Below are 23,140 nucleotides of genomic sequence, written 5' to 3'. Positions count from 1 at the left end.
GCTCCCCATGGAAACCCGCCGCCACATCGCGTTGAAGGACTCGATCCGGTCCATCCCGGATTACCCGAAGCCCGGCATCGTGTTTCGCGACATCACCACGCTTCTCAGCGACCCGCGCGCGTTCCGCCGGGCGGTTGACGCGCTGGTACATCCGTACGCGGGGGGACGCATCGATCAGGTGGCAGGCATTGAGGCGCGTGGATTCATCCTAGGAGGCGCGGTGGCACACCAGCTCTCGTCCGGCTTCGTTCCAATCCGCAAGAAGGGCAAGCTTCCGCACACGACTGTATCGATCGCCTACGCCCTAGAGTACGGCACGGACGAGATGGAAATCCACGTTGATGCCATCAAGCCGGGCGACCGGGTGCTTCTGGTGGATGACCTGATCGCCACCGGGGGGACGGCCTGTGCCGCGGTGAACCTGCTGCGTCGGATCGGCGCCGAAGTGGTGGCAGCTTGCTTCGTCATCGATCTGCCGGAAATCGGCGGCGCGCAGAAGCTGCGCGACCTCGATGTACCGGTCCGGACCTTGATGGAATTCGACGGCCACTGACCTTCGCCCCTTCGGGGACACGCGCGGGGCAGGTGGGTGAGGGTACGGGACCTATCCTGACCCCTCACCCACCTCGACCCAGCGTCAGCCGTCGGCGGGCAGCCTCTCTCCGGAGAAGAAAAAGGCGCGCGGAGGCTACGCCGCTGCCAAGCTCGTGAACAGGCCGCGCCCGTCAGTCCCGCCGACGAGATCCTCTACGAAATTCTCCGGGTGCGGCATCAGGCCGAGCACGTTGAGTTTCTCGGAGTAGATGCCCGCGATGGAATTCAGCGAGCCGTTGCGATTGGCGTCCACGGTGAGGTTGCCAGCCGCGTCCGAGTAGCGGAACGCCACCCGGCCATCACCTTCGAGACGCGCAATGGTATACGGGTCTGCGAAGTAATTGCCCTCGCCGTGAGCCACGCAGACGTCGATGACCTGATTCTCGGCATAGGCCGAGGTGAAACGGGTGTCGGCACGCTCCACCCGGAGCAGCTGGCGATGGCAGATAAAGCGCCGGTCCACGTTCCGCATCAGGACGCCCGGCAGAAGGCCGGACTCGCACAGGATCTGGAAGCCGTTGCAGATGCCGAGCACCAAGCCGCCCCGCGCGGCGTGCGCACGGACGGCATCCATCGCGGCTGCGCGGCCGGCGATGGCGCCGCAGCGTAGGTAATCGCCGTACGAAAATCCCCCCGGCAGCACGGCCAGATCGGTGCCGGCCGGTAGCGCGGTATCCGCGTGCCAAACCTTCACGACCTCCGCACCCGATTGGGTCAAGGCTCGGGCCACGTCCGCATCGCGGTTGGAGCCTGGAAAAACGATGATGGCAGCGTGCATCAGGCGATCTCGATGGCGTAGTTCTCGACGACCGTGTTCGCGAGCAGCTTCTCGCAGGCGCTCTTCAGCGTCGCCTCTGCAGCCGCGCGGTCCTCTCCCACGATCTCGACGTCGAAAACCTTCCCCTGGCGGACGCTGTCGATACCGGACAGGCCGAACGACGTCAGGGCTGCCTCAATCGCCTTGCCCTGCGGGTCCAGCACGCCGGTCTTCAGGGTGACGATGATGCGTGCTTTCATGGGTTCGAACTCGTCTGGTGTCGGGGCACCCTGCCGATAATCGGGAAATGCCAGGCAAGCAACGCGAAACGGCCCAAGAGCGGCCGCGCATAAACGTCGAAGCTGTGTGTTCCGATCAGCGTGTGGTGGGATCTGGCCCCCGCAGAGGCTCAATGCTCGTCGCGCGCCGCCAGAGTTGCAGCATCACCCAAGCTGCGAAGAGGCTGAACAGCGCCATCAGCACATGCCCCACCGTGTCGCCAAGGTCAAAGAGGCCGGCGAGAGCCCAGCCCGCCGCGATGGCGACGGCGAACACCTCTGTGCCGACGAGAACCATCATGCTCAGGATGGTGATGAGATTGCGCGTGTTCACTGAAGCGTCGCCCCGTTACCGGCTTCACGCGCGGGAGACCCGGCGCAAACATGATCGAGGGCGACGTAGCGCGAACCGGACGGGTCGCGCAATGTCGCCCTCGTTTCGACCCCGACCTTCAGCGTGGGGCGCGCTTGGCCAGGATACGCTGAAGCGTCCGGCGGTGCATGTTCAGGCGACGCGCCGTCTCGGAAACGTTTCGTCCGCACAGTTCGTAGACACGCTGGATGTGCTCCCAGCGCACCCGGTCCGCTGACATCGGGTTCTCCGGCGGGTCAGCCCGCTCGCCCGGCTGCGCCATCAGCGTCCCATGGATCTCGTCGGCGTCGGCTGGTTTGGCTAGATAGTCGAACGCACCGAGTTTCACGGCCGTGACCGCCGTCGCGATATTGCCGTAGCCGGTGAGAATAACCCCCCGTGCGTCCGGGCGGCGCTCCTTCAGGCGAGCGATCACGTCGAGCCCATTGCCGTCGCCGAGTCGCATGTCGATGACCGCGAAGGCCGGCGGACGGACGTCGACCATCGAGACGCCTTCGGCGACGCTTTCGGCAACTTGCACCTCGTAGCCGCGCATCTCCATGGCACGGGCCAGCCGGGTCGAGAACGGCTTATCGTCATCGACGATCAGCAGAGTGCGATCCTGGAAAGCGGCCAGGGGGTCATTGTCGGCGAGCTGAGCGATCTCAGCACTCGGCGTCGTGGTTCCAGTCTGCGTCAGCATCCGACGCTCCTCCGTAGTTCACGAACCATCTTCAATAGGGTTCTGCTGTGATCCTCATATAGGTGTCGCACCCGTTTCCGTCAGGGGTTGCCCACTACTCAATTGCGCATGATCGACCGTCGAGGCGCCTCGCTCAAAGATGTGACGCGCCCAGCTGACACGAACCACGGCGCCGGTCGCCTCATGTTGCGAGACGTTCGACAACGTCAGCTGCGCGCCGGAACGTTCGATCAGGGTCTTGGCGATGAAAAGTCCGAGGCCCAGACCGGCGCCGGTGCTGTCTGGGCTGCGGGACCGATCTGGGCTCCGGGTCGTCACGTAGGGCTCGCCGGCCCGGAGCAGGACTTCGCTCGAGAAACCCGGTCCGTCGTCCCGGATCTCCAGCCAAACCCGCTCGAGGGTCCAGCGCGCCTCGATGATGACCCGCTCGGTGGCAAAGTCGACTGCGTTATCCACGATGTTGGCCAAGCCGAACATCACGCCCGGATTGCGCCGGCAAACCGGCTCCGGACCCTCTCCCTGGTTGGAGACGTCGAGGATGATGCCCATGGCACGCTGCGGCTCGACGAGCTCCTCCACGAGGTGGCTGAGACTGACCGTCTGCAGGAAGCCGGCCTCGTCGCGGTCGAGCGACGTCAGCTTCGAGAGGATACCACGGCAGCGATCGACCTGGTCGCGCAGGAGCGCAAGGTCCTCCCGCACCGAAGGGCTGGCGGTCGTCGCCAATTGACGGGTCAACTCCTTGGTGACCACCATGATGGTGCCGAGCGGCGTACCGAGTTCGTGAGCGGCGGCGGCCGCGAGCCCGTCGAGCTGCGACAGGTGCTGTTCGCGGGCCAGCACCAGTTCCGTGGCGGCCAAGGCCTGCGCCAGTTGGCGCGTCTCCTCCGCGACCTTCCAGGCATAGACGCCCGTGAAGGCGGTTCCGAGCAGGATCGCGGTCCAAATGCCCGAGATGTACAGGAAAGGCAGTTCCAACCGCCCGTCGGCAAACCAGGGCAGGGGGCGGTGCACGAGGGCGAGCAGGGTCGCGAGGCCGATCGCCAAGAGACCGAGCGCCAGGGTCCGTTCGGGCGGCAGGGCGGTTGCCGAGATCAGCACAGGCGCGAGGAACAGCAGCGAGAACGGGTTCTGCAGTCCGCCGGTCAGAAACAGCAGGGCGGCGAGCTGGATGATGTCGAAGGCGAGCAGCAGGGCCGCGGAATCGTCGCTCAAGCGGTAGCTCGCGGGAAAGCGGATGCGCAGCGCGAGGTTCAGCCAGGACGATGTGGCGATGACGAGGAAGCACCAGCCGAAAGGCAACGGCAGGCCCAATCCGAATTGCGCCCCGACCACCGCCGCACTTTGCCCGGTGATCGCGAGCCATCGCAGGCGCACGAAGGTGTCGAGACGCAGATGCCGTGCGTCGCGGACGAAGCCGTTGGTGCTCATGTCGATCATGTCAGGGGAACGATAGGGCCCGGCTGTCTCGCGTCTATCCCTCCGGGTTCGGACATCCACTCTTGTCGACATCGCTTTTGCGCTAAACCGAGGGGAGCGAATCCGCAGAGGTCGATGTGGAGCGCCGAGCCGACGGCGCATTTCTCAGGCAGCTCGGGGAAGCGACGCCCGTGAAATGGGGAATGGTCCGTGAACTTGTCCTACCTCTGGTACGAGGCCGCCCGACTGATGACGACGCCGGCGCGACTTGTCGTCGACGTCGCCAGGCACGGCCTGCAGAACCCCGCCAATCCGCTCGCCTACTCGCCCTATGCCCGCTCGTTGGCGGCCGCTTGCGAGATGTTCGAGCGGGTCACGCGGCGCTACGGCAAGCCGTCCTTCGGCTTCACCAGCGTCACCGTCGACGGAACGAGCGTCCCGGTCAGCGAGCGAGTGGTGTGGGAGCGTCCCTTCTGCCGGGTGATCACCTTCGATCGAAGCTTCTTACGCGGCCCCACGGCGCCACAGCCGAAGCTTCTGATCGTCGCGCCGATGTCGGGCCACTACGCCACGCTCCTGCGCGGCACCGTGGAGGCCATGCTACCCGACCATCAGGTCTTCGTCACCGATTGGGCCGATGCGCGCATGGTGCCGATCGGAGCCGGGCGGTTCGATCTGGATTCCTACATCGACTACCTCATCGACATGTTTCGCGACCTCGGACCGGAGCTTCACGTCATGGCCGTGTGTCAGCCGGCCGTGCCGGTCCTGGCGGCGGTCGCCGTGATGGAGGCGCAGGGCTACGCACCGGTGCCGCGCTCGATCACGCTGATGGGTGGTCCCATCGACACGCGGCGTTCACCGACCGCCGTGAACTGTGTGGCTCAGGAGCGCGGGACGGCCTGGTTCGAGCGCAACTGCATCACCACCGTGCCCGCCGGCTATCCCGGCGTCTGGCGCAGCGTCTATCCGGGCTTCTTCCAGCTCTCCGGATTCATGGCGATGAATCTCGACCGTCACGTTAACGCCCACGCCGAGATGTTCGACCACCTCGTGACGGGGGATGGCGATTCGGCTGAGAAGCACCGCGAGTTCTACGACGAGTATCTCGCCGTGATGGATCTGACGGCCGAGTTCTACCTGCAGACGGTGAAGACGGTCTTCGTCGATCACGCCCTTCCGAGAGGATCGATGATCCATCGTGGCGCCCGCGTCGACCTCGGCGCCATCCATAGCTGTGCCATTCTCGCCATTGAGGGCGAGAACGACGACATCTCCGGCGTCGGCCAGACCCAAGCTGCCCTGGACCTCACGCCGAACCTTCCTCCGCAGCGAAAAGCCTATCATCTTCAGCAAGCTGTCGGACATTACGGGGTGTTCAACGGGTCGCGCTACCGCACCATCATCGCGCCCCGTATCGCCGCCTTCATTCGCCAGATGGGGGATTCCGAGGGGGGAGGAGTGGCAATCAGCCATCGGCCGGAACCCGACCTGTCGGGGGCGCCTGCCTGAGGATGGGGGCGCTCGGGTCGATGGCGAAGGGGCGCGACAGCGGCTAAGCTGGCGAGATGCGATTGGCGTTGCTGCGCGGGGCGGACCCGGATCACCTCGACATCCTGCACGAGGGCGAGACCCTCCGCGTCCTGCTGCGTCGCCGGCCGACAGCACGTCGTCTGACCCTGCGCGTCTCGAGTGCTACCGGCGAAGTGGTCATGACGCTTCCGACGCGCACCTCGGTCGGTGTCGCCCGAACCTTTGCCATCAGCCACGGGGGATGGATCGCGGCTCGGCTGGCGCGCATGCCCGAGCGGGTGCTGTTCGCGGCGGACGCTGTTCTGCCGATCCGAGGCGTGCCGCACAGGGTCCTGCATCGCGACCGTCGAAGCGGGCTCACCCGGCTCGAGACGCTTGCCGAGGAGCCCGTCCTCTCGGTTGCCTGCGACGCGCCGCACATCGCGCGAAGAGTCACCGATTTCCTGCAGCGGGAAGCCCGGCGTGATCTGACCGAGGCGGTGGCGCGCTACACCGAGAAGCTGGGGCAGGGGCCGACGCGCATCACCTTACGCGACACGCGAAGCCGCTGGGGCTCCTGCACGGTGCGTGGCGAGCTGAACTTCTCCTGGCGGCTGATCTTCGCGCCACCGATGGTGCTCGATTATCTGGTGGCGCACGAGATGGGGCATCTCCGCGAGATGAACCACTCGGCACGATTCTGGACCCTGGTGGGGTCACTCTGCCCGCATGTGGACGAAGCCGAGCGCTGGCTGAAGCGCAACGGCGCCACCCTGCACCGCTACGGCTGAGGTCGGCTCAACCGCGGACGCGGAGTGCTCGGCCGCGTACGACTTGCTCGGCCGGCCAGGTCGGGCGGGGATCGACATCGCCCGGGTTCAGGGTGCGCGGCGCGACGCTGTCGCAGACTTCCCGCTGGCGCAGGATCACCGGCTGGCCGAACTCGTCCCGACGGCGGATGATGCCGCCGTCGCGGCAGAAGCCCGCGATCTCGGCCGAGCTTCCGCCGCGCCGGCCGCCGGGCGTGCGTGCCACCGGGCGATGCTCGATCACGAGGGGACCATCCCGGTTGAGGGAGCGCTCGACATAGGTCGTCTCGCCCACGGGGAGCGGCTCCGCGAGGGCCGGACCGGCGAGGGCGAGGGTGGCGAGGAGGAGGGGGGCGCGCAGTCGCATGGATCTGTCCGTTGTCGGGCAAGCGTGGCTGTCAGCACTAGAGGCTGTACGCGCGGCGCGATAGTCGGTTCCCGCAGGCCGGCCTTCGCTTGACATTCGATGGCCCAGCATGGTCGGAACACCCGTGTTTTCCGTTAACGGTTCGCGGGGCGGCGGGCCATGCGAAAGGGTCGACGCGTGGGGTTTCGAGGAATGGTGCAGCTTGCACGCGGCCTGGTCGCCCGGGGCGTCGCGGTGGGCCTGCTCGGTGCAGGGATCCTGCTCGCCGGCTTCGGGCCCGAGGGCGCAGCCGCCCAGGGGATGGTTCGCAACACGTTCGGCGATTGGCAACTGCGGTGCGAGACCCCGGCGGGCGCCAAGGCCGAGCAATGCGCCCTGGTGCAATACCTGGCCGCCGAGGACCGGCCGAACCTCACGCTGGTCGTCATCGTCCTGAAGACGGCCGACAACCGCGGCTATCTCCTGCGGGTGGTCGCGCCGCTCGGTGTCCTGCTGCCGTCTGGCCTCGGCCTGAAGATCGACAAGACCGATGTGGGCCGCGCCGGCTTCGTCCGGTGTCTGACGACGGGCTGTGTCGCCGAGGTCGTGATGGATGACGGCTTGATCAAGCAGTTCAGCGGGGGGGCGCAGGCCACCTTCATCGTGTTCCAGACGCCGGAGGAGGGCGTCGGCATTCCTCTGTCGATGAAGGGATTCGCCCAGGGCTTCGATAGCCTCAAGTGATGGGCTTCGCGGCGTGCGGGTGAGACGGTTGATGCGAAGAGAGCGGGATCTCGGCATGAATCTCAGCAGGGCGAAGGGCCGGCAGCGTTTGGGGCTCCTCCTGGCAGCAACCCTCGCGGCGAGCGGCGTCGGGGTCGGCCCCACCTCCGCGGAGGAGGGCAACGTCTTCATGAACATGCTGAAATTCGGCGGGACCACGGTGCCGCCGTCCCAGCCGGACGACACCGATCCGCCCTATTGCCCGACGGTGGCGGTGCCGGAAGGCGGCGCAGCGATCCAGAGCTATGCGGGCCGGGCCGGAGACGGCACCAGCCTCCGGCACCAGGTCACGATCGGTCGCCTGGCCCGGGAATGCGTCAAGCTTCAGGACGGCTCCGTGTCGGTGAAGGTTGGCGTCGAGGGGCAGGTTCTGCTGGGACCCGTCGGTAAGCCGGGTCGCTTCGAAGCTCCGGTCTCGATCAGCATCAAGGCCGGCGACAAGGTCGTGCTGTCCCGGGTCCGCCGGGTGCCGGTCACGGTGCCCGCGGGGGCGGCGCAGGGACTGTTCTCCTTCGTCGAGGACAATCTCGTCGTCCCGGCGGCGATGGCCCGCGACTACGACATCGAGGTTCGTCTCGGGGCTGCGCCGCAGAAGACGGCGCCGCGGAAAAAGAAGAAGCCCGCGGTCTCCGCCACGTCGGAGGATCGCGTGGCGGCGCCCGCCACGGATGCGGCCGAGTGAGCGGTGAGCCTGCGCAGGTGACGTCCTGACCGCATCCGGACGCCCCGTCGCCTTCTCGCTCGACGCCACGGATGATCCCCTGTTCGGTCACCGGCTTCGCCTCGCCGAGAATGGGCGCGGTCGCTGGATCGTGTTGATGTATCGAGCAAATCCGGTCGTGCGTCCGCTGCGGCCGCTCCTGCGCCTGACCCGCGACGACGGACGGCGCGAACTTTTCGTCCTGCCCGGGGCGGGGCAGGGGGCGGCCTGCTGGCTCGGCTTCCTGCCGGCGGATGCCGCGGCGATCGACCTCGCCATCGACGAACGCAGCGGCTTCGTGCTGGAACGGGTCGGCCTGCGTTCGGAGGCGAGCGTGTTCGCCGAATGCCTGCGCGTACGTCCGCTCCGGGCGATTTCCGCTTTTTATCAGCGGCTTAGGCGCAACGAGCGCCGCACCCGCGACATCCTCCGGGGGAGCTGCGGGGTGACGCCGGTCGCGGATTTCGCAGATTGGGCGCACCGGCGGACCCGCGCCGATGCGGCTCCGGTGCCGGAAGGGCGGGCGGTTCGGCTGGTGATGCCGGCCGGGCCGGCGGACGCGGAGCGGGTCGCCGCCACGATCGCGAGCCTGAAGGCCCAGCGTTACGCGGTCTGGCGCCTCGTCGTGGGCTGGTCGGAGGCGGGGGTCGCCATCCCCACGGACGATGCGCGGATCGCGCAACGCGTCTGGCCTGCCTCGGCCTGCCTCGGTGATTTGCTGAATGGTGACAGCGCTTTGGCCCTGCTTGCCCCGGGCGACACCCTCGATCCGGACGCCCTGGCGATCCTGATCCGCGCCCTGGCGGAGCCGGACCGTCCGCAGATGGTCTATGCGGATGCCCAGGGCGAGGGCCCGGACCCGACGCCGGCACTCAAGCCGGACTGGAGCCCGGACCTGGCGCTGACCACGGCCTATCCCGGCACCCCGACCCTCTATGCCGGGGGCCTGCTCGAACGCCTCAAGGCCATCCCGCTCGGCGCGCCGGACGCGTTCGCGGTTCGCCTCGGGCTCGCCGCGGTATACCACGCGGGTCGCGACGAGGTCGCGCATGTCCCGCGCGTTCTCGCTCGCGTGGCGCCTCCGCCGCCGGATTCAGCCGAGCGTCACGCGGCGATTCTTCAAACGCACCTCACCGAGACCCGCCGTCCGGCGCGGGTCGAGGCACATCCGACGGGGTTCGACCTGCTCTGGGCGTTGCCGGAGCCGCCGCCGCTTGCCAGCGTCGTCATCCCGTCCCGGGATCGCCTGGACCTGATCCGGATCGCCGCCGACGGGGTGCTCAATGGGACGGACTACCCGGCGATCGAGCTCGTCATCGTCGACAACGGCTCCACCGATCCGGCGGTGCTCGCCCATTACGAGACGTTGCGGCGGGATCCGCGGGTCCGCCTCCTGTCCTGTCCGGGGCCCTTCAATTTCTCCGCGATGATCAATGCCGGCGTGGCCGCGTCGCGGGGCGACGTGGTGGTCCTTCTCAACAACGACGTCGCGGTGCTGCGCGAGGACTGGCTCAGCGCCCTGGTGCGCCAAGCTTGCCGGCCGGAGATCGGCGCGGTGGGGGCGAAGCTCCTCTATGCGGACGGAACCCTGCAGCATGCCGGCGTGGTGGTGGGGCTCGGGGGCCGGGCCGGGCACATCCTGCGCCGGCGGCCGGCCGACACCCCCGGCATGCTCGGCCGGATGCGGGTCGCCCACGAGGTCTCGGCCGTCACCGCGGCCTGCCTCGCGGTCGGGCGGGCCAAGTTCGACGCGGTGGGCGGCCTCGACGCGGATAACTTCGCCGTCGACTTCAACGACGTCGATTTCTGCCTGCGTCTCGCAGCGGCCGGCTACCGGACGCTCTGGACGCCGCGGGCCGTGATGGCCCACCTCGAATCGACCAGCCGCGGACCGGCGGTCGGGCCGGCGCGGGCGCGCTTCGAGGCGGAGGCCGACCGCTTCGTGGCGCGCTGGCGCGACACCATCCGGCACGATCCCTACTACCATCCGGACCTGTCGCTGACGACGTTCGGGGAAGATCTAGAATAGGGAAGATCTTGACGAGGCAGGACCGTGAATAGGAGGCTCGACCCGGCGCTCGCCTTCGCGGGCGTGGCCCGGAGCCCGGTCTGGCGGCGCTGGGCGCTGGCCGCTGGGCACCTGCTCCGCCACCGGGGGGAGGGGATGGCGATCCTGCGGGCGCGGCTGGCGGGCAAGCGCGTCCGCGCCGGCCAGGCCGCGGCCGCCCTGTTCGGCCTCGACCATGCGGGACTCCTCTGCAGCTCGGCGGCGCAAGGCCGGCTCCTGCGGGCAACCACGACCACGACCACGACCACGACCGCGGGCGCGGCGCGTCCGCGCGAGACCGTCGCGGTCCTGTCCGTCGCGGATCTGGGGAGCGACCCGCCCTCCGGCGCCGACCTCCTCGTCCTCGCGGCGCCGGGTCATGCCCTGCTGCCGGGCGCCACCGCCCTTCTCGCCGCGGCGTTCGCGCGGTCCCCGGCACACCAGCTCGCCTACGGCGATGCGCTGCTGGGGCCCGAGACCGGGCCGGCGATGCCGCTGCTGCGTCCCGCCTTCGACCCCGACTACGCCCGGGCGGTGCCGTATCTCGGCCCCGTGCTGGCGGTCCGGGCCTCGGCCCTCGCCGCCATCACCGAGACGGAGGGGCCGGTCACGGATGCCCTCGACCTCACCGAGCGGGTGGCAGAGCGGTTCGGACGCGGGGCGATCGGGCACCTGCCGCGCCTCCTCTCGCGCGGCGAGGCGGCGGCGGACGGGGCGCAGGACCCGGCGGCGCGCGCCGCCACCCTGCGCCGGGCCCTGGACCGCCGGGGCGACCACGCCGTCGCGATCCGGGTGGAGGCGGACGGCGTACTCACCCTGGCGCACCCCCTGCCGGCGGCGCGTCCGCGCGTCAGCCTCATCGTGCCAACCCGGGACCGGGTCGATCTCCTGCGGACCTGCATCGCCAGCCTCGTCGCCTGCACCGACTGGCCGGAGCGGGAGATCCTGATCTGCGACAACGACAGTCGCGCCCCCGAGACCCTGGCGTATTTCCGGGAGCTGGAGGCGGCCGGCCTCGCCCGAATCGTGCCCTGTCCCGGCCCCTTCGATTTCGCCGGCATGAACAACCGGGCCGCCGCGCAGGCGCGGGGGACGGTCCTGGCCTTCGTCAACAACGACGTCGCCGCCCTGCATCCGGACTGGCTGGAGCGGCTGGTGCGGGAGGCCCTGCGCCCGGATGTGGGAGCGGTCGGCGCCAAGCTCCTCGATGGCCGGGGCCGCATCCAGCACGGCGGGGTGCTGCTCGGGCCGGGCGGGCTGGTCACCCACGCGCACCGGTTCTTTCCCGGCGACGCGCCGGGCTACCTCGGCGGGCTGCGGGCGACCCGCGCGGTGGCGGCGGTCACGGCCGCCTGCCTCGTGGTGGAGGCGCGCAAGTTCGCGGCGGTCGGGGGCTTCGATGCGGGCGCCTTCGCGGTCGACTTCAACGACGTCGACCTGTGCCTGCGCCTCGGGGCGGCGGGCTATCGCACCCTGTTCGTCCCGGGGGCGGTGCTGCGCCACGACGAGGCCGCGAGCCGGCGCTGGACGGTCGCGGCCCGGGCGCGCCACGGGCGCGAAGTCGCGGCCTTCCAGGACCGATGGGGACCGCTGCTGGCGCAGGACCCCCATTATCACCCGGGGTTCGACCCCGATCTCGGCACCTACGCGCGGTTGCGCCCGGACTGGCCGGAGGCGGGCGCGGTGGATCTGCGGTGAGCGTCGTGCCGGCTTCAGGTCCGGGAACCCTCACGCAGCACCCCGTCATCCTGGGGCCGCGCAGCGGAGCCCAGGATCCGGACACGCAGGAAGTGCCGGATATGACGCCGCGTCGGCGGTTCTGGATTGCACGCCGCTGGCGCGCCCCTCCGGGGCCGGGCTCGCCTGCGGCGACCCGGAATGACGGCGCGGTGCCATCCGCCAACGACCGCTGGTACAGGAGTCGCCGTTCGAAAAACCCAGCCGGCCCGCGCGATCGAAACCCGCGGGGCCGGTCGGCGCGTCTTACTGGACGAGGCGGGGGCCGCCCGTCTGGACCTTCTCGTTCTCGGACATGATGCCGAGGCGCTTGGCCACTTCGGTATAGGCCTCGATCAGGCCGCCGAGGTCCTTGCGGAAGCGGTCCTTGTCGAGCTTGTCCGACGACTTGATGTCCCACAGGCGGCAGGAATCCGGGGAGATCTCGTCGGCGACGACGATGCGCATCATGTCGCCTTCCCAGAGGCGGCCGGTCTCGATCTTGAAGTCGACGAGGCGGATGCCGACGCCGAGGAAGAGGCCGGACAGGAAGTCGTTGACCCGGATGGCCAGCGCCATGATGTCGTCGATCTCCTGGGGGGTCGCCCAGCCGAAGGCCGTGATGTGCTCTTCCGACACCATCGGGTCGTTGAGCGCGTCGTTCTTGTAGTAGAACTCGATGATCGAGCGCGGCAGCTGCGTGCCTTCCTCGAGGCCGAGGCGGGTGGCGAGCGAGCCGGCGGCGACGTTGCGCACCACCACTTCGAGCGGGATGATCTCGACTTCGCGGATCAGCTGCTCGCGCATGTTCAGGCGGCGGATGAAGTGCGTGGGCACGCCGATGTCGTTGAGGTGCTGGAAGACGAACTCGGAGATCCGGTTGTTCAGTACGCCCTTACCGTCGATGACATCATGCTTCTGCGCGTTGAAGGCGGTGGCATCATCCTTGAAGTGCTGGATGAGCGTTCCCGGCTCCGGACCCTCGTAGAGGACCTTCGCCTTGCCCTCGTAGATGCGACGGCGGCGGTTCATAGGCGTGTACCGTGGTTTGAGGAAGTCCATGGGCCGTGACTCCTTGCGAGCGAACGATGCGGAATCCGCGGCGTGGCGGCCTGTGAGTGGGGCCGGGCCGAGAGACACGTCGTACGTCGAAAGCCTCCGCGACCGTGGCGCAAACTACCCGAAGGCGGCTGGCAGCACAACGCGCTGGCCGGATGGGACCCATGCCGTTCAGGGAGAGGCCGGGTGATAACGGGGAGTCCGTGCTGGAGGCAAGGGCGCGGCGGCCGAGGCCGGCCGGAGGAAGCGCCGCCGGGAGGGGGCGCGCCTCCGGGTCAGGGCGCCGGCGTCTTGGCCGGAAAACGGCAGAGGTCGGCGATGGGACAGCGATAGCATTCGGGCTTGCGTGCCTTGCAGATGTAGCGGCCGAACAGGATCAGCCAGTGATGGGCGTTGAGCCGGTAGGGGGCGGGCACAAGGGCTTCGAGCCCGGCCTGGACCTTGTCGGTGGTGGGGGCGACCACCAGCGGGATCCGGTTGGAGACCCGGAAGATGTGGGTGTCGACCGCGATGGCCTCCTCGCCGAAGGCGACGTTGCGCACCACGCTCGCGGTCTTGGTGCCGACGCCCGGAAGCACCTCCAGGGCCTCGCGGGTGCGGGGCACTTCGCCGCCATGCTCCTCCACCAGGATGCGCGACAGGGCGATCACGTTCTTCGCCTTGGTGTTGAACAGGCCGATGGTGCGGATGAAGTCGCGCACCCGCTCTTCCCCGAGGGCCAGCATCGCGGCCGGCGTGTCGGCGATGGCGAAGAGCGGCGCTGTGGCGAGGTTGACGCTGCGGTCGGTGGCCTGGGCCGAAAGCACCACCGCCACCAGAAGGGTGAAGGGGTTCTGGAATTCCAGCTCGGCGCGCGGCTCCGGATTGGCCGCGCTGAGCCGCGCGAAGATCTCCGACACCGCCTCCGGGCCGACGGGATCGGGCGTGGCGGGCGCCTCTGCGACGATCGGCGCGGCGAGGCGCGCGGAGATCGGCGATTTCCGGGGTCGGGTCGGCTGTCGGCTGGGCATCCCTGCGTTATATTCCCCGCATGGCGAGCGGCAATGACCACGTCCCTCCGATCGGCCGGCATCCGGACGGCCTCGATCCCGACAGCATGGATCGGCCTGTCTTCCAGGCCACCATCCGGCCGCACCAATCCCTGAGCCCCGACGGCTTCCGCAACGTGATGATCGGGTGCTGCGCCGTCTCCCTCGTGACCTCGATCGCCTGCGTCCGGGCCGGGTTCTGGCCCGTGGCCGGCTTCTTCGGCCTCGACATGATCGCCCTCTACGTGGCGCTGAAGGCGAGCTTCCGGCGCGGTCGCTCCTTCGAGGAGGTGGCGATCACCCCGATCGAGGTGATGCTCGCCCGGGTGACCCACCGGGGCGAGCGCCGGGAATGGCGCTTCAACCCCCTCTGGACCAAGCTCACTCGGGTGGAGGACGACGAGTACGGCATGCAGACCCTGACCCTCGAATCGCGCCGGGAATTCGTGGTGGTCGCCCGCGACGCCTCGCCGCCGGAGCGCGAGGTGATCGCCGAGGGCCTGACCCGCGCGCTGGCGCAGGTGAAGAAGGGCTATTGAGATGAGTCGGCGCGGGCGCGGATGGCTGGCCGTGCTGATCGGCGCGGGGCTGGCCAGCGCCGGTTTTTCGCGGGACGGCGCGGCGGTGCCGGCACAGGTTACCGTCCGCTTCGTGGCGCCGGAGCGCTACACCGACGCCGACGACCGCTACGGCTCGGGGCCCGGCCTGCGCGGCACCCTCGCGGAGATCCGCCGCATCATCGAGGCCTCGGCCCTGCGGGTGATGGGACCGGACGAGACGCTGGTGGTGGACGTCCTCGACATCGACCGGGCCGGCTTCGTGCGCCCGGACCTGAACATCCCCTCGGGCCTGCGGATCGTCAGCGACGTGACCCCGCCGGCGATCCGCCTGCGCTACGACCTGCGGCGGGGCGGCCGCCGGATCGCCGGGGGCGAGGAGCGCCTGACCGACATCAACTTCCTGTTCGGCGCCCGCGCCGCCGCGGCCTTAGGGAGGTTCGGCTACGAGGAGGCCCTGCTGCGCGACTGGGCCCGCACCCGGCTCTCCGGGCGCGCCGGCGGTCCGGGGCCGCGGCCCGAATAGGGGCGCTGCCCCGTGGCGGCGGGGGCCGCCACATGACCAAAACGTCATGTTTCCGCCAGCGTCGCGCAACCCGCCGCTTCCCATGCTCCGGGCCATCGACCCGGCGAGGAGGGATGCGGCATGAGCGTTGCCGGACAAGGCGGTTTCGCGCGGACGGGCGAGCCCCTATCACTCCGTCCCATGCGTCTGCTCATCATCGAGGACGACCGCGAGGCGGTCGCGTACCTGCTCAAGGCGTTTCGCGAGGCCGGCCACGTGCCGGACCAGGCGTCCGACGGCCTCGACGGCTACGCCCTGGCCCAGGAGGGCGACTACGACGTGCTCATCGTCGACCGCATGCTGCCCAAGCTCGACGGCCTGTCGCTGATCCGCTCGCTCCGCGAGCAGGGCGTGACCACGCCGGTCCTGATCCTCTCGGCCCTCGGCCAGGTGGACGACCGGGTGAAGGGCCTGCGCGCGGGGGGCGACGACTACCTGCCCAAGCCCTACGCCTTCTCCGAGCTCCTCGCCCGGGCCGAGGTGCTGGCCCGCCGCCGGGCCGGGCCGGGCACGGCCGCGGAGGCCACCGCCTACCGGGTCGGCGACCTCGAGCTCGACCGCCTGTCCCACCGCGTCACCCGGGCGGGCCACGAGATCGCGCTGCAGCCGCGCGAATTCCGCCTGCTCGAGTACCTGATGCGCCATGCCGGCCAGGTCGTGACCCGGACGATGCTGCTGGAGCATGTCTGGGACTACCATTTCGACCCGCAGACCAACGTCATCGACGTCCACGTCTCGCGCCTGCGCGCCAAGGTCGACAAGGATTTCGAGCACCCGATCATCCACACCGTGCGCGGCACCGGCTACGTGCTGCGCGTCGACGAGGCGCGCGGCCCCGGCCCGGCGTCGTGACGAATCTCGACGACGCCCCGGCCGGGCGCCTCGGCAACCTGTTCCGGACGACGGCCTTCAAGCTGTCCTTCGCCTATCTGGTGGTGTTCGCCACTTTCGCCCTGCTGGCGCTCGGCTACGTCGCCTGGAACGCCAGCCGGGCGCTCGACGACCAGATGGTCTCCACCATCGAGGCCGAGATCAACGGCCTGTCCGAGCAGTACAAGGTCGGGGGCCTGCGGCGCCTGATCTCCGCCGTGGAGCGGCGCGCCGGCGAGCCCGGGGCCTCCCTCTACCTCGTCACCAACGCGGCGGGCGAGCGCCTCGTCGGCAACATCGACGCCCTGCCCACCGGGCTCATCGTCGATCCCGGCCAGACCGAGGCCAACTACGCCCGCATCGGGGGCGCGCGCGACGTCGAGCACCGGGCGATCATGCAGATCTTCGTCCTGCCCGGCGGCTTCCGGCTCCTCGTCGGCCGCGACGTGGCCGAGCGCGACCGGCTGCGGGCGGTGATCGGGCGGACCTTCGGCTCGTCCGTGGGGCTGGTGGTCGTGCTGGGCGTGATCGGCGCCTGGTTCATCGCCAGCCGGGTCCTGAAGCGCGTCGACGCCATGACCGAGACCACCCGCCGGATCATGGCGGGCGACCTCGACGGGCGCCTCGCGGTGGCGGGGACCGGCGACGAGCTCGACCGGCTGGCGCGCAACCTCAACGCCATGCTGGAGCGCATCGGCGAGCTGATGCGCGGCCTGCGCGACGTCTCCGACAACATCGCCCACGACCTCAAGACGCCCCTGACCCGCCTGCGCAACCGGGCCGAGGAGGCCCTGCGCACGGCCGAGACGCCGGACGCCCTCCGGGCCGCGATGGAGGGGGTGATCGAGGAGAGCGACGGGCTGATCCGGATCTTCAACGCGCTCCTGATGATCGCCCGGCTGGAGGGCGTGAACGCCCGCGAGGACTTCCAGACCTTCGACGTCGCCGCCGTGGTCCAGGCCGTGGCCGAGCTCTACGAGCCCCTGGCCTCCGAGCAGGGCCTGGCGCTGCACGTCGAGACGGAGGGCGCGCCCCTGACCCTGCGCGGCAGCCGCGAGCTGATCGGGCAGGCGCTGGCCAACCTCATCGACAACGCGGTGAAGTATGGCGGGGCCAGCGGCGAGATCCGCCTCAGCGCCGCGCGGATCGGCGACACCCTGCTCCTCGGCGTCGCCGATTCCGGACCGGGCATCCCCAGCGAGGCCCGCGGCCGGGTGCTGGACCGCTTCGTCCGGCTGGAGGAGGCGCGCTCCCGGCCGGGCTTCGGCCTGGGCCTGAGCCTCGTCAACGCGGTGGTGCGCCTGCACCAGGGCACGCTGGCGCTGGAAGACCATGCCCCCGGGCTCGCCGTCGTGATAACCCTGCCGGCCGGAGATCCGACGGGAGGGTAGGGCATGAACCAGGCCGCCGACGCGCAGAGCCGCCGCCTTCGGGCGCGCTTGTCCGCCGCCCCGGTCCTGTCCGATCCCGACGGGGCGGCCGCGCGCCTCGCCGAGGTGGCGCCCGCCTGGCCGGCGGGCTTCCTCGACGCGCCCCTGCGTGCCCTGCTCCTCGGCCTCGCCGACCATTCCCCGTTTCTCTGGCAGCTGGTCGCCCGGGCGCCCGAGCGCCTCGCGGCCCTCGTCGAGGCCGAGCCGGAGGCGGCCCTGGCGGCCCTCGTCGCCCGGCAGCGGGATGCGGGCCGCGGGCCCGACCTCGACACCGTCGCCCGCGCGCTGCGGCAGAACCGGGCGGAGCACGCGCTCCTCGTCGCTCTGGCCGATCTCGGCGGGCTCTGGCCCCTGGCCACGGTGACCCAGGCCCTCTCGGACTTCGCCGACGCCTCGGTGCGGGCGGCCGCCGACGCCATGCTGCTCCAGGCCGCGGCCGCCGGGCGCTTCCTGCCCCACGATCCGAGCGCACCCCAGGCCGGCTCCGGGCTCATCGTCCTGGCGCTCGGCAAGCACGGGGCGGGCGAACTGAACTATTCGAGCGACATCGACCTCGTGGTCTTCTTCGACCCCGAGACCGCCCCCCTGAAGGCCGACCTGCCGCCGACGCCCTTCTTCAGCAAGCTGGCGCAGGGCATGGCCAAGCTGCTGCAGGAGCGCACCGCCGACGGCTACGTCCACCGGGTCGATTACCGCCTGCGCCCGGACCCGGGCTCGACCCCGGCGGCCCTCTCGCTCAACGCCGCCTACGTCTATTACGAGAACCTCGGCCAGAACTGGGAGCGGGCGGCCTACATCAAGGCGCGGGCGATCGCGGGCGACATCCCGGCCGGGGAGGCCTTCCTGGCGAACCTGCGCCCCTTCGTCTGGCGCAAGTACTTCGACTTCGCCTCCATCGCCGACGTGCACGCGATGAAGCGCCAGATCCACGCCGTGCGCGGCCACGACACGATCGCGGTGGCGGGGCACGACATCAAGCTGGGGCGCGGCGGCATCCGGGAGATCGAGTTCTTCGTCCAGACCCAGCAGCTCGTCTTCGGCGGGCGCCGGCCCGAGCTGCGCGGGCGCGGCACCGTCGCCATGCTCGACGGCCTGACCCGCGACGGCTGGATCGACGCCACCGCCCGCGACGACCTCACGGCGGCCTACGGCTTCCTGCGCACCATCGAGCACCGCCTGCAGATGCTGCGGGACGAGCAGACCCAGCGCCTGCCGAGCGAGGCCGACGAGCTCGAGCGCTTCGCGCGGTTCGCGGGCTTCGCCACGCGGGACGCCTTCGAGGCCGCCCTGTTCCACCAGGCCCGCCGGGTGCAGGGCCACTACGCCCTGCTGTTCGAGGCCGAGCCCGATCTCTCCTCCGATGTCGGCGACCTCGTCTTCAGCGGCACCGGCGACGACCCGGCGACCCTCGCGACCCTGGAGAAGCTCGGCTTCCGCGAGCCCGAGCGGGCGGTGGAGACCGTGCGCGGCTGGCATTTCGGCCGGCGGCCGGCGGTGCGGACGCCCCGGGCCCGCGAGGTGCTGACCGAGCTGGTGCCGGTGCTGATGCAGGCGCTCGGCGGCACCGCCCACCCGGACGCCGCCCTCGACACCCTCGACCGGGCCTTCGCCCGGATGCCGGCGGCCCTCGAACTTCTCACCATCCTGCGCTCGAACGAGCGCCTGCGCTTGCTCTTCGCCGACCTCCTCGGTACGGCGCCGCGCCTCGCCGAGACCGTTGCCTTCAGCCCGCACGTCCTCGACGCGGTGATCGACCGGGATTTCGCCGATGCCAGCGCGGATGCCGAGGCCCTGGCGCAGCAGGTTCGCGCCCGCCTCGGTCAGGCGAGCGACCACGAGGACTTTCTGGACCGGATCCGCGACGCCGCCCGCCAGCTCCGCTTCCTCACGGGTGCCCGGCTCCTCTCCGGCATCCTCTCGCCCGAGGAGGCCGGCCGCGCCTTCGCGGGCATCGCCGACGCGGTGATCGCCGTGACGGTGGAGCGCGTCTCCGCGACCTTCTTCTCCGAGCACGGGGCGGTGCCGAAGGGACGCCTCGCGGTGCTCGGCCTCGGGCGTCTCGGCGCGCGCCAGCTCACCGCGGATTCCGACCTCGACCTCGTGCTGGTCTACGACTTCGACCCCGAAGACCGCACCAGCGCCGGCTCCAAACCCCTCGACGCGGCGGTGGCCTATAACCGTCTCGCCCAGCGCATCGTCGCCGCCCTCACGGTGCCGACCCGGCGCGGCCATCTCTACGAGGTCGACCTGCGCCTTCGGCCCGGCGGCGGCCAGGGCCCGGTGGCGGTGCAGTGGCGCAGCTTCCGCAGCTACCACGCCGAGGAGGCGGAGCTCTGGGAGCACATGGCCCTGACCCGCGCCCGGGTGATCGCCGGCGATGCGGGCCTCGGCGCCGAGCTCGACGGCGAGATCCGCGCCATCGTCGCCCGACCGCGGGACCCCGCCGACGTGCGGCGCGCGGTGCGGGAGATGCGCGCCCTCGTGGAGCGGGAGAAGGGCCATCGCGGCCCCCTCGACCTCAAGCTCGCCCCCGGCGGCCTCCTCGACCTCGACTTCCTGGCCCAGGCCCTGGTGCTCGGGCTGGCCCACCGGCGGCCGGACCTCGTCGGTCTCGGGGCCTGCGCGGTGTTCGCGAAGGCCGCCGACCACGGCGACCTCGCCCACCCCGCGGCGGAGCGCTTGATCGAAGCCTACCGCCAGTTCGACGACGTGCTGCACTGGCAGCGCCTGATGGTGGAGGGCGACCCGGCCGAGGCCTCGCCCGTGGCCCTCTCGCGCCTCGCGGTGGCGATGGGTTCACCGGATTCAAACCGGCTGGTCGCCGGGCTCGACGAAGCGCGCATGGAGATCCGCGCGCTGTTCGAGCGCCTGATGGCGGAGTGAGGACGAGGGGGCGGGCCGATGCCCTCCGTCCCGGCAGCGCGATCACCGACGGCAGCGCACCGTCATTCCGGGGCGCCACAGGCGAGCCCGGAATCCAGAGCCGCAGACGATGGAAAGTCCTGCACCATCTGTGTGTCTGGATCCCGGACTCCGCTGCGCGGCTCCGGGATGACGTGGTGCTGCGCGTGGGTTGCCGACGAGCGGATCGGTCCCATCAATCCCCCTGCCTGCCAGAGGCCCCCGCCCCGAAAAGACCTCAGACCGTCTCCGGTACCGCCTCGGGCGGGCGCGGGGTGGCGCCGGCGGCGTCGCGAAGGGACGCGACGGTTTCCTGGGCGGCGGCGTCGACGAGGTTGCGGCGGTTCTCCGCGGTCGGGATCGGCAGCCGCACCATCACGATGGTGCCGAGGCCCTCCTGGGAGCGGATGCGCAGGGCGCCACCGTGCAGTTCGGCCATCGAGCGCGCGATGGCGAGGCCGAGCCCCGAGCCCTTGTGGCTGCGGGTGAGGTTGGTCTCGACCTGCTGGAACGGCGCGCCGAGGCGGCGCAGGGCCGATTTCGGGATGCCGATGCCGGTATCCTCCACGTAGATGTGGACGTTAGAACCGGCCGGCCGCGCCTTGATGATGATGCGGCCGTCGCCGGGGGGCGTGAACTTCACCGCGTTCTGCACGAGGTTGGTGAGGATCTGGTGCAGGGCGCGCTCGTCGGCCAGCACGGTCAGGTCCTCGACCACGTCCACGTTGATCGTCAGGGATTTGGCCCGGGCCGCCTCGCCCACGAGCTTCAGGGTGCCCTCGATCGCCCCGGCCACCGCGATCTCCCGCGGGGCGAGCTTCACCGTCTGGGCCTCGATGCGCGACATGTTGAGGATGTCGTCGATCACCGAGAGCAAGTAGTCGCCGCTGGTGCGGATGTCCCGGCAGTAATCGGTGTAGCGGGGCGAGCCGAGGGTGCCGTAGACCTCGCTCTCCATCAGCTCGGCGAAGCCCATGATGGCGTTGAGCGGCGTGCGCAGCTCGTGGCTCATGTTGGCGAGGAATTCGGACTTGGCCTGGTTGGCGCCCTCGGCCTGCGCCTTCTGGTCGAGGTAGCGCTCGGCGAGGTCGGCGAGCTGCTGGGTCTGGAGCTCCAGGGTCCGGCGGGAGCGCTTGAGGTCGCGCACGGTCTCGATCAGCTCGCGCTCGGACTGGACCAGCTGCTCCTGGTGGCGCTTGAGGCTGGTGATGTCGGTGCCCACCGAGACGTAGCCGCCGTCCTTGGTGCGGCGTTCGCTGATCTGGAGCCAGCGCCCGTCGGTGAGCTCGGCCTCGAAGGTGCGGGCGGTGGCGCCGCTCGGCTCCAGGTCCCGCAGCTCGCGCCGGACCGGCGGCAGCACGCCCCGGCCCATGATCTCGGCGTAGCGCCGGCCCGGAATCGCGTCCTCGGGGCTGAGGGCGTGGAGGTGGCGGAACTTCGAATTGCAGAGGACGAGGCGGTTGCCGGTGTCCCAGAGGACGAAGGCCTCGGAGATGGCCTCCACCGCGTCGCGCAGGCGCATGTCGGCGGTGGCGTTCAGTTCGGCGAGATTGCGCTGCTCGGTGACGTCGAGGGCGATGCCCACGAGGTGGCGGCCGCCGTCGATGGTGTCCGGCACGATCTCGGCCCGCATCCGCATCCAGACCCAGTTGCCGGTGGCGCCGCGCACCCGGAACTCGTGGTCGACGGTGGACTGGCTGGCCGCGAGGTGGCGCGCCAGGCTGTAGAGGTCGCCGTCGTCGGGGTGCACCAGGGCGTTCACATCGCCGAAGGACAGGAACTCGCGCTCGCGGTGATAGCCGAGGAGCGCGTACATCGAATCGGACCAGTAGATCCGTCCGCGCGGGATGTCCCAGTCCCAGAGGCCGCAGCGGCCGCGGCCGAGGGCGGTGTCCAGGCGCTGCTTGATCTCCTCGCAGACCCGGTCGACGGCGTAGGCCCGGCGGGTCTGCAGGGCGTAGGCGATGCCGGTGCCGATGATGACCAGGGCGGCGGCCCCGAGGAGGATCGCCTGGTTGCGCATCCGGGTGGTCCAGGCGGCGGTGATGGCGGTGAGCGGCTGGAGCACCGCCACCTGGCCCCGCCCGCCGGGCAGGTTGCGCAGGGCCGCGATCACCACGGAGCCGTCCGCCAGGGTCACGGTCATCACGCCCGCGCTCTCGCCCAGGGTGGAGAGCGCCTGCATCTCCCCGAGATGCTGGGTCAGGGTGCGGCGGGGGCCGGGCAGGGGCGGATTGGCCGCCACGATGACGTCGTTGGGGGAGATCAGCAGGATCTGACGGCCGGCATGGAGCAGGCCCGGCGGCAGCAGGGCGCCGAGGTTGCGGTGGGCCGCCTCGCCCTTGGCCTCGCCGTCGATGTCGATTCCGGCGAAGGCCGCCGCGGCGAGGCGGGTCACCGCCTCCACGTCCGTGGTCGCCGCCCGGATCACCTCCTCGCGCTGGGCCTGCAGCAGCATGGCCGCCACCGCCCCGAGGCAGATCAGGAACGTGGCGAAGAGGGCCGGCAGGGCGAAGCGCAGCCAGGTCTCGGCACGCACGAATCGGACATGGGCGGCGTGTTGCGGCCGGTGGATGCCAAGAATCGTATCCGCACGCGCGGAGAGGGAAGCGGAATCCGCCTCCAGCATGGACTAACTCCGCCGTTGGGATTGTAGCACCGGGAAGGCGGGCCGCCCCGCTTTCCGAATCGTATACGATTCAACATTTCCGGTG

General features: G+C 70.3%; 21 protein-coding genes. 12 read left to right on the top strand and 9 right to left on the bottom strand.

Annotated features, from left to right (window positions below):
- Positions 1–7 precede the first annotated feature (7 nt).
- The gene (locus ASF41_RS00940) at positions 8–553 is read left to right on the top strand and encodes an adenine phosphoribosyltransferase (RefSeq protein ID WP_056216903.1); all 546 of its coding nucleotides are present in this window, start codon (positions 8–10) and stop codon (positions 551–553) included.
- A gap of 135 nt (positions 554–688) precedes the next feature.
- Here ASF41_RS00940 and purQ read toward each other — a convergent pair whose 3' ends face one another.
- From purQ to ASF41_RS00915, 5 genes are all read right to left on the bottom strand, one after another.
- A complete protein-coding gene (purQ, locus tag ASF41_RS00935; RefSeq protein ID WP_056490111.1) occupies positions 689–1,372 on the bottom strand; it encodes a phosphoribosylformylglycinamidine synthase subunit PurQ in 684 nt (227 codons plus the stop codon).
- Positions 1,372–1,611: a phosphoribosylformylglycinamidine synthase subunit PurS gene (gene purS / locus ASF41_RS00930; protein ID WP_056269849.1), complete on the bottom strand. Its 240-nt coding sequence runs from the start codon at positions 1,609–1,611 to the stop codon at positions 1,372–1,374. The genes purQ and purS overlap by 1 nt, the downstream gene beginning before the upstream one ends.
- A 115-nt stretch (positions 1,612–1,726) precedes the next feature.
- Positions 1,727–1,963: a hypothetical protein gene (locus tag ASF41_RS00925; protein ID WP_056216916.1), complete on the bottom strand. Its 237-nt coding sequence runs from the start codon at positions 1,961–1,963 to the stop codon at positions 1,727–1,729.
- 118 nt (positions 1,964–2,081) lie between these two features.
- Positions 2,082–2,684 (bottom strand): ActR/PrrA/RegA family redox response regulator transcription factor, encoded by a 603-nt coding sequence (locus tag ASF41_RS00920; protein WP_056490104.1) that lies wholly within the window; start codon positions 2,682–2,684, stop codon positions 2,082–2,084.
- A gap of 54 nt (positions 2,685–2,738) precedes the next feature.
- Positions 2,739–4,124 (bottom strand): ActS/PrrB/RegB family redox-sensitive histidine kinase, encoded by a 1,386-nt coding sequence (locus ASF41_RS00915; protein WP_056490100.1) that lies wholly within the window; start codon positions 4,122–4,124, stop codon positions 2,739–2,741.
- A gap of 189 nt (positions 4,125–4,313) precedes the next feature.
- Here ASF41_RS00915 and ASF41_RS00910 point away from each other — a divergent pair, with 189 nt between their 5' ends.
- Both ASF41_RS00910 and ASF41_RS00905 read left to right on the top strand, forming a co-directional pair.
- On the top strand, positions 4,314–5,615 hold the full coding sequence (locus ASF41_RS00910) for a polyhydroxyalkanoate depolymerase (protein ID WP_056490097.1): 1,302 nt from the start codon (positions 4,314–4,316) through the stop codon (positions 5,613–5,615).
- 56 nt (positions 5,616–5,671) lie between these two features.
- On the top strand, positions 5,672–6,406 hold the full coding sequence (locus ASF41_RS00905; protein ID WP_056216930.1) for a M48 family metallopeptidase: 735 nt from the start codon (positions 5,672–5,674) through the stop codon (positions 6,404–6,406).
- A gap of 7 nt (positions 6,407–6,413) precedes the next feature.
- Here ASF41_RS00905 and ASF41_RS00900 read toward each other — a convergent pair whose 3' ends face one another.
- Entirely contained in the window at positions 6,414–6,791 is a 378-nt protein-coding gene (locus ASF41_RS00900) for a hypothetical protein (protein ID WP_056350489.1), read from the bottom strand.
- 192 nt (positions 6,792–6,983) lie between these two features.
- Here ASF41_RS00900 and ASF41_RS00895 point away from each other — a divergent pair, with 192 nt between their 5' ends.
- The 4 genes from ASF41_RS00895 (at position 6,984) to ASF41_RS00880 (ending at position 11,998) form a co-directional block, all read left to right on the top strand.
- Complete coding sequence (locus ASF41_RS00895) at positions 6,984–7,514, top strand: invasion associated locus B family protein (RefSeq protein WP_108039224.1); 531 nt, start codon at positions 6,984–6,986, stop codon at positions 7,512–7,514.
- A gap of 55 nt (positions 7,515–7,569) precedes the next feature.
- Positions 7,570–8,235, top strand: a complete 666-nt coding sequence (locus tag ASF41_RS00890; protein WP_056490092.1) for a hypothetical protein — start codon at positions 7,570–7,572, stop codon at positions 8,233–8,235.
- A 136-nt stretch (positions 8,236–8,371) separates the two neighbouring features.
- Positions 8,372–10,282, top strand: coding sequence for a glycosyltransferase (locus tag ASF41_RS00885; protein ID WP_082503888.1), 1,911 nt, complete (start codon positions 8,372–8,374; stop codon positions 10,280–10,282).
- 24 nt (positions 10,283–10,306) lie between these two features.
- On the top strand, positions 10,307–11,998 hold the full coding sequence (locus ASF41_RS00880) for a glycosyltransferase family 2 protein (protein WP_056490086.1): 1,692 nt from the start codon (positions 10,307–10,309) through the stop codon (positions 11,996–11,998).
- A gap of 285 nt (positions 11,999–12,283) precedes the next feature.
- Here ASF41_RS00880 and purC read toward each other — a convergent pair whose 3' ends face one another.
- Together purC and nth are read right to left on the bottom strand one after the other, a co-directional pair.
- Positions 12,284–13,078, bottom strand: coding sequence for a phosphoribosylaminoimidazolesuccinocarboxamide synthase (gene purC / locus ASF41_RS00875; protein WP_055955211.1), 795 nt, complete (start codon positions 13,076–13,078; stop codon positions 12,284–12,286).
- Between the two features lie 272 nt (positions 13,079–13,350).
- Positions 13,351–14,085 carry an endonuclease III gene (gene nth / locus ASF41_RS00870; protein ID WP_082501105.1) on the bottom strand — a complete coding sequence of 245 codons (735 nt, stop codon included), beginning with the start codon at positions 14,083–14,085 and terminating at the stop codon, positions 13,351–13,353.
- A 20-nt stretch (positions 14,086–14,105) separates the two neighbouring features.
- Here nth and ASF41_RS00865 point away from each other — a divergent pair, with 20 nt between their 5' ends.
- From ASF41_RS00865 to ASF41_RS00845, 5 genes are all read left to right on the top strand, one after another.
- Positions 14,106–14,642, top strand: a complete 537-nt coding sequence (locus tag ASF41_RS00865) for a DUF2244 domain-containing protein (RefSeq protein WP_056216945.1) — start codon at positions 14,106–14,108, stop codon at positions 14,640–14,642.
- Between the two features lies 1 nt (position 14,643).
- Entirely contained in the window at positions 14,644–15,186 is a 543-nt protein-coding gene (locus ASF41_RS00860; protein WP_056490083.1) for a DUF3016 domain-containing protein, read from the top strand.
- 180 nt (positions 15,187–15,366) lie between these two features.
- Positions 15,367–16,077, top strand: coding sequence for a response regulator transcription factor (locus ASF41_RS00855; RefSeq protein ID WP_056216948.1), 711 nt, complete (start codon positions 15,367–15,369; stop codon positions 16,075–16,077).
- Positions 16,074–17,486 carry a HAMP domain-containing sensor histidine kinase gene (locus tag ASF41_RS00850; protein WP_056490080.1) on the top strand — a complete coding sequence of 471 codons (1,413 nt, stop codon included), beginning with the start codon at positions 16,074–16,076 and terminating at the stop codon, positions 17,484–17,486. The genes ASF41_RS00855 and ASF41_RS00850 overlap by 4 nt, the downstream gene beginning before the upstream one ends.
- A gap of 3 nt (positions 17,487–17,489) precedes the next feature.
- Complete coding sequence (locus ASF41_RS00845) at positions 17,490–20,408, top strand: bifunctional [glutamine synthetase] adenylyltransferase/[glutamine synthetase]-adenylyl-L-tyrosine phosphorylase (RefSeq protein ID WP_056490078.1); 2,919 nt, start codon at positions 17,490–17,492, stop codon at positions 20,406–20,408.
- Between the two features lie 256 nt (positions 20,409–20,664).
- On the opposite strand, the gene ASF41_RS00840 is transcribed toward ASF41_RS00845, so the two are convergent.
- Positions 20,665–23,055 (bottom strand): PAS domain-containing sensor histidine kinase, encoded by a 2,391-nt coding sequence (locus tag ASF41_RS00840; protein ID WP_056269829.1) that lies wholly within the window; start codon positions 23,053–23,055, stop codon positions 20,665–20,667.
- Positions 23,056–23,140 lie beyond the last annotated feature (85 nt).

The sequence above is a fragment of the Methylobacterium sp. Leaf111 genome (assembly GCF_001423285.1).
In the GTDB taxonomy this organism is placed as follows: Bacteria; Pseudomonadota; Alphaproteobacteria; order Rhizobiales; family Beijerinckiaceae; genus Methylobacterium.
The sequence above is the reverse complement of the archived record's forward strand: the minus strand, read 5'-3'. Positions and strand labels throughout refer to the sequence as shown.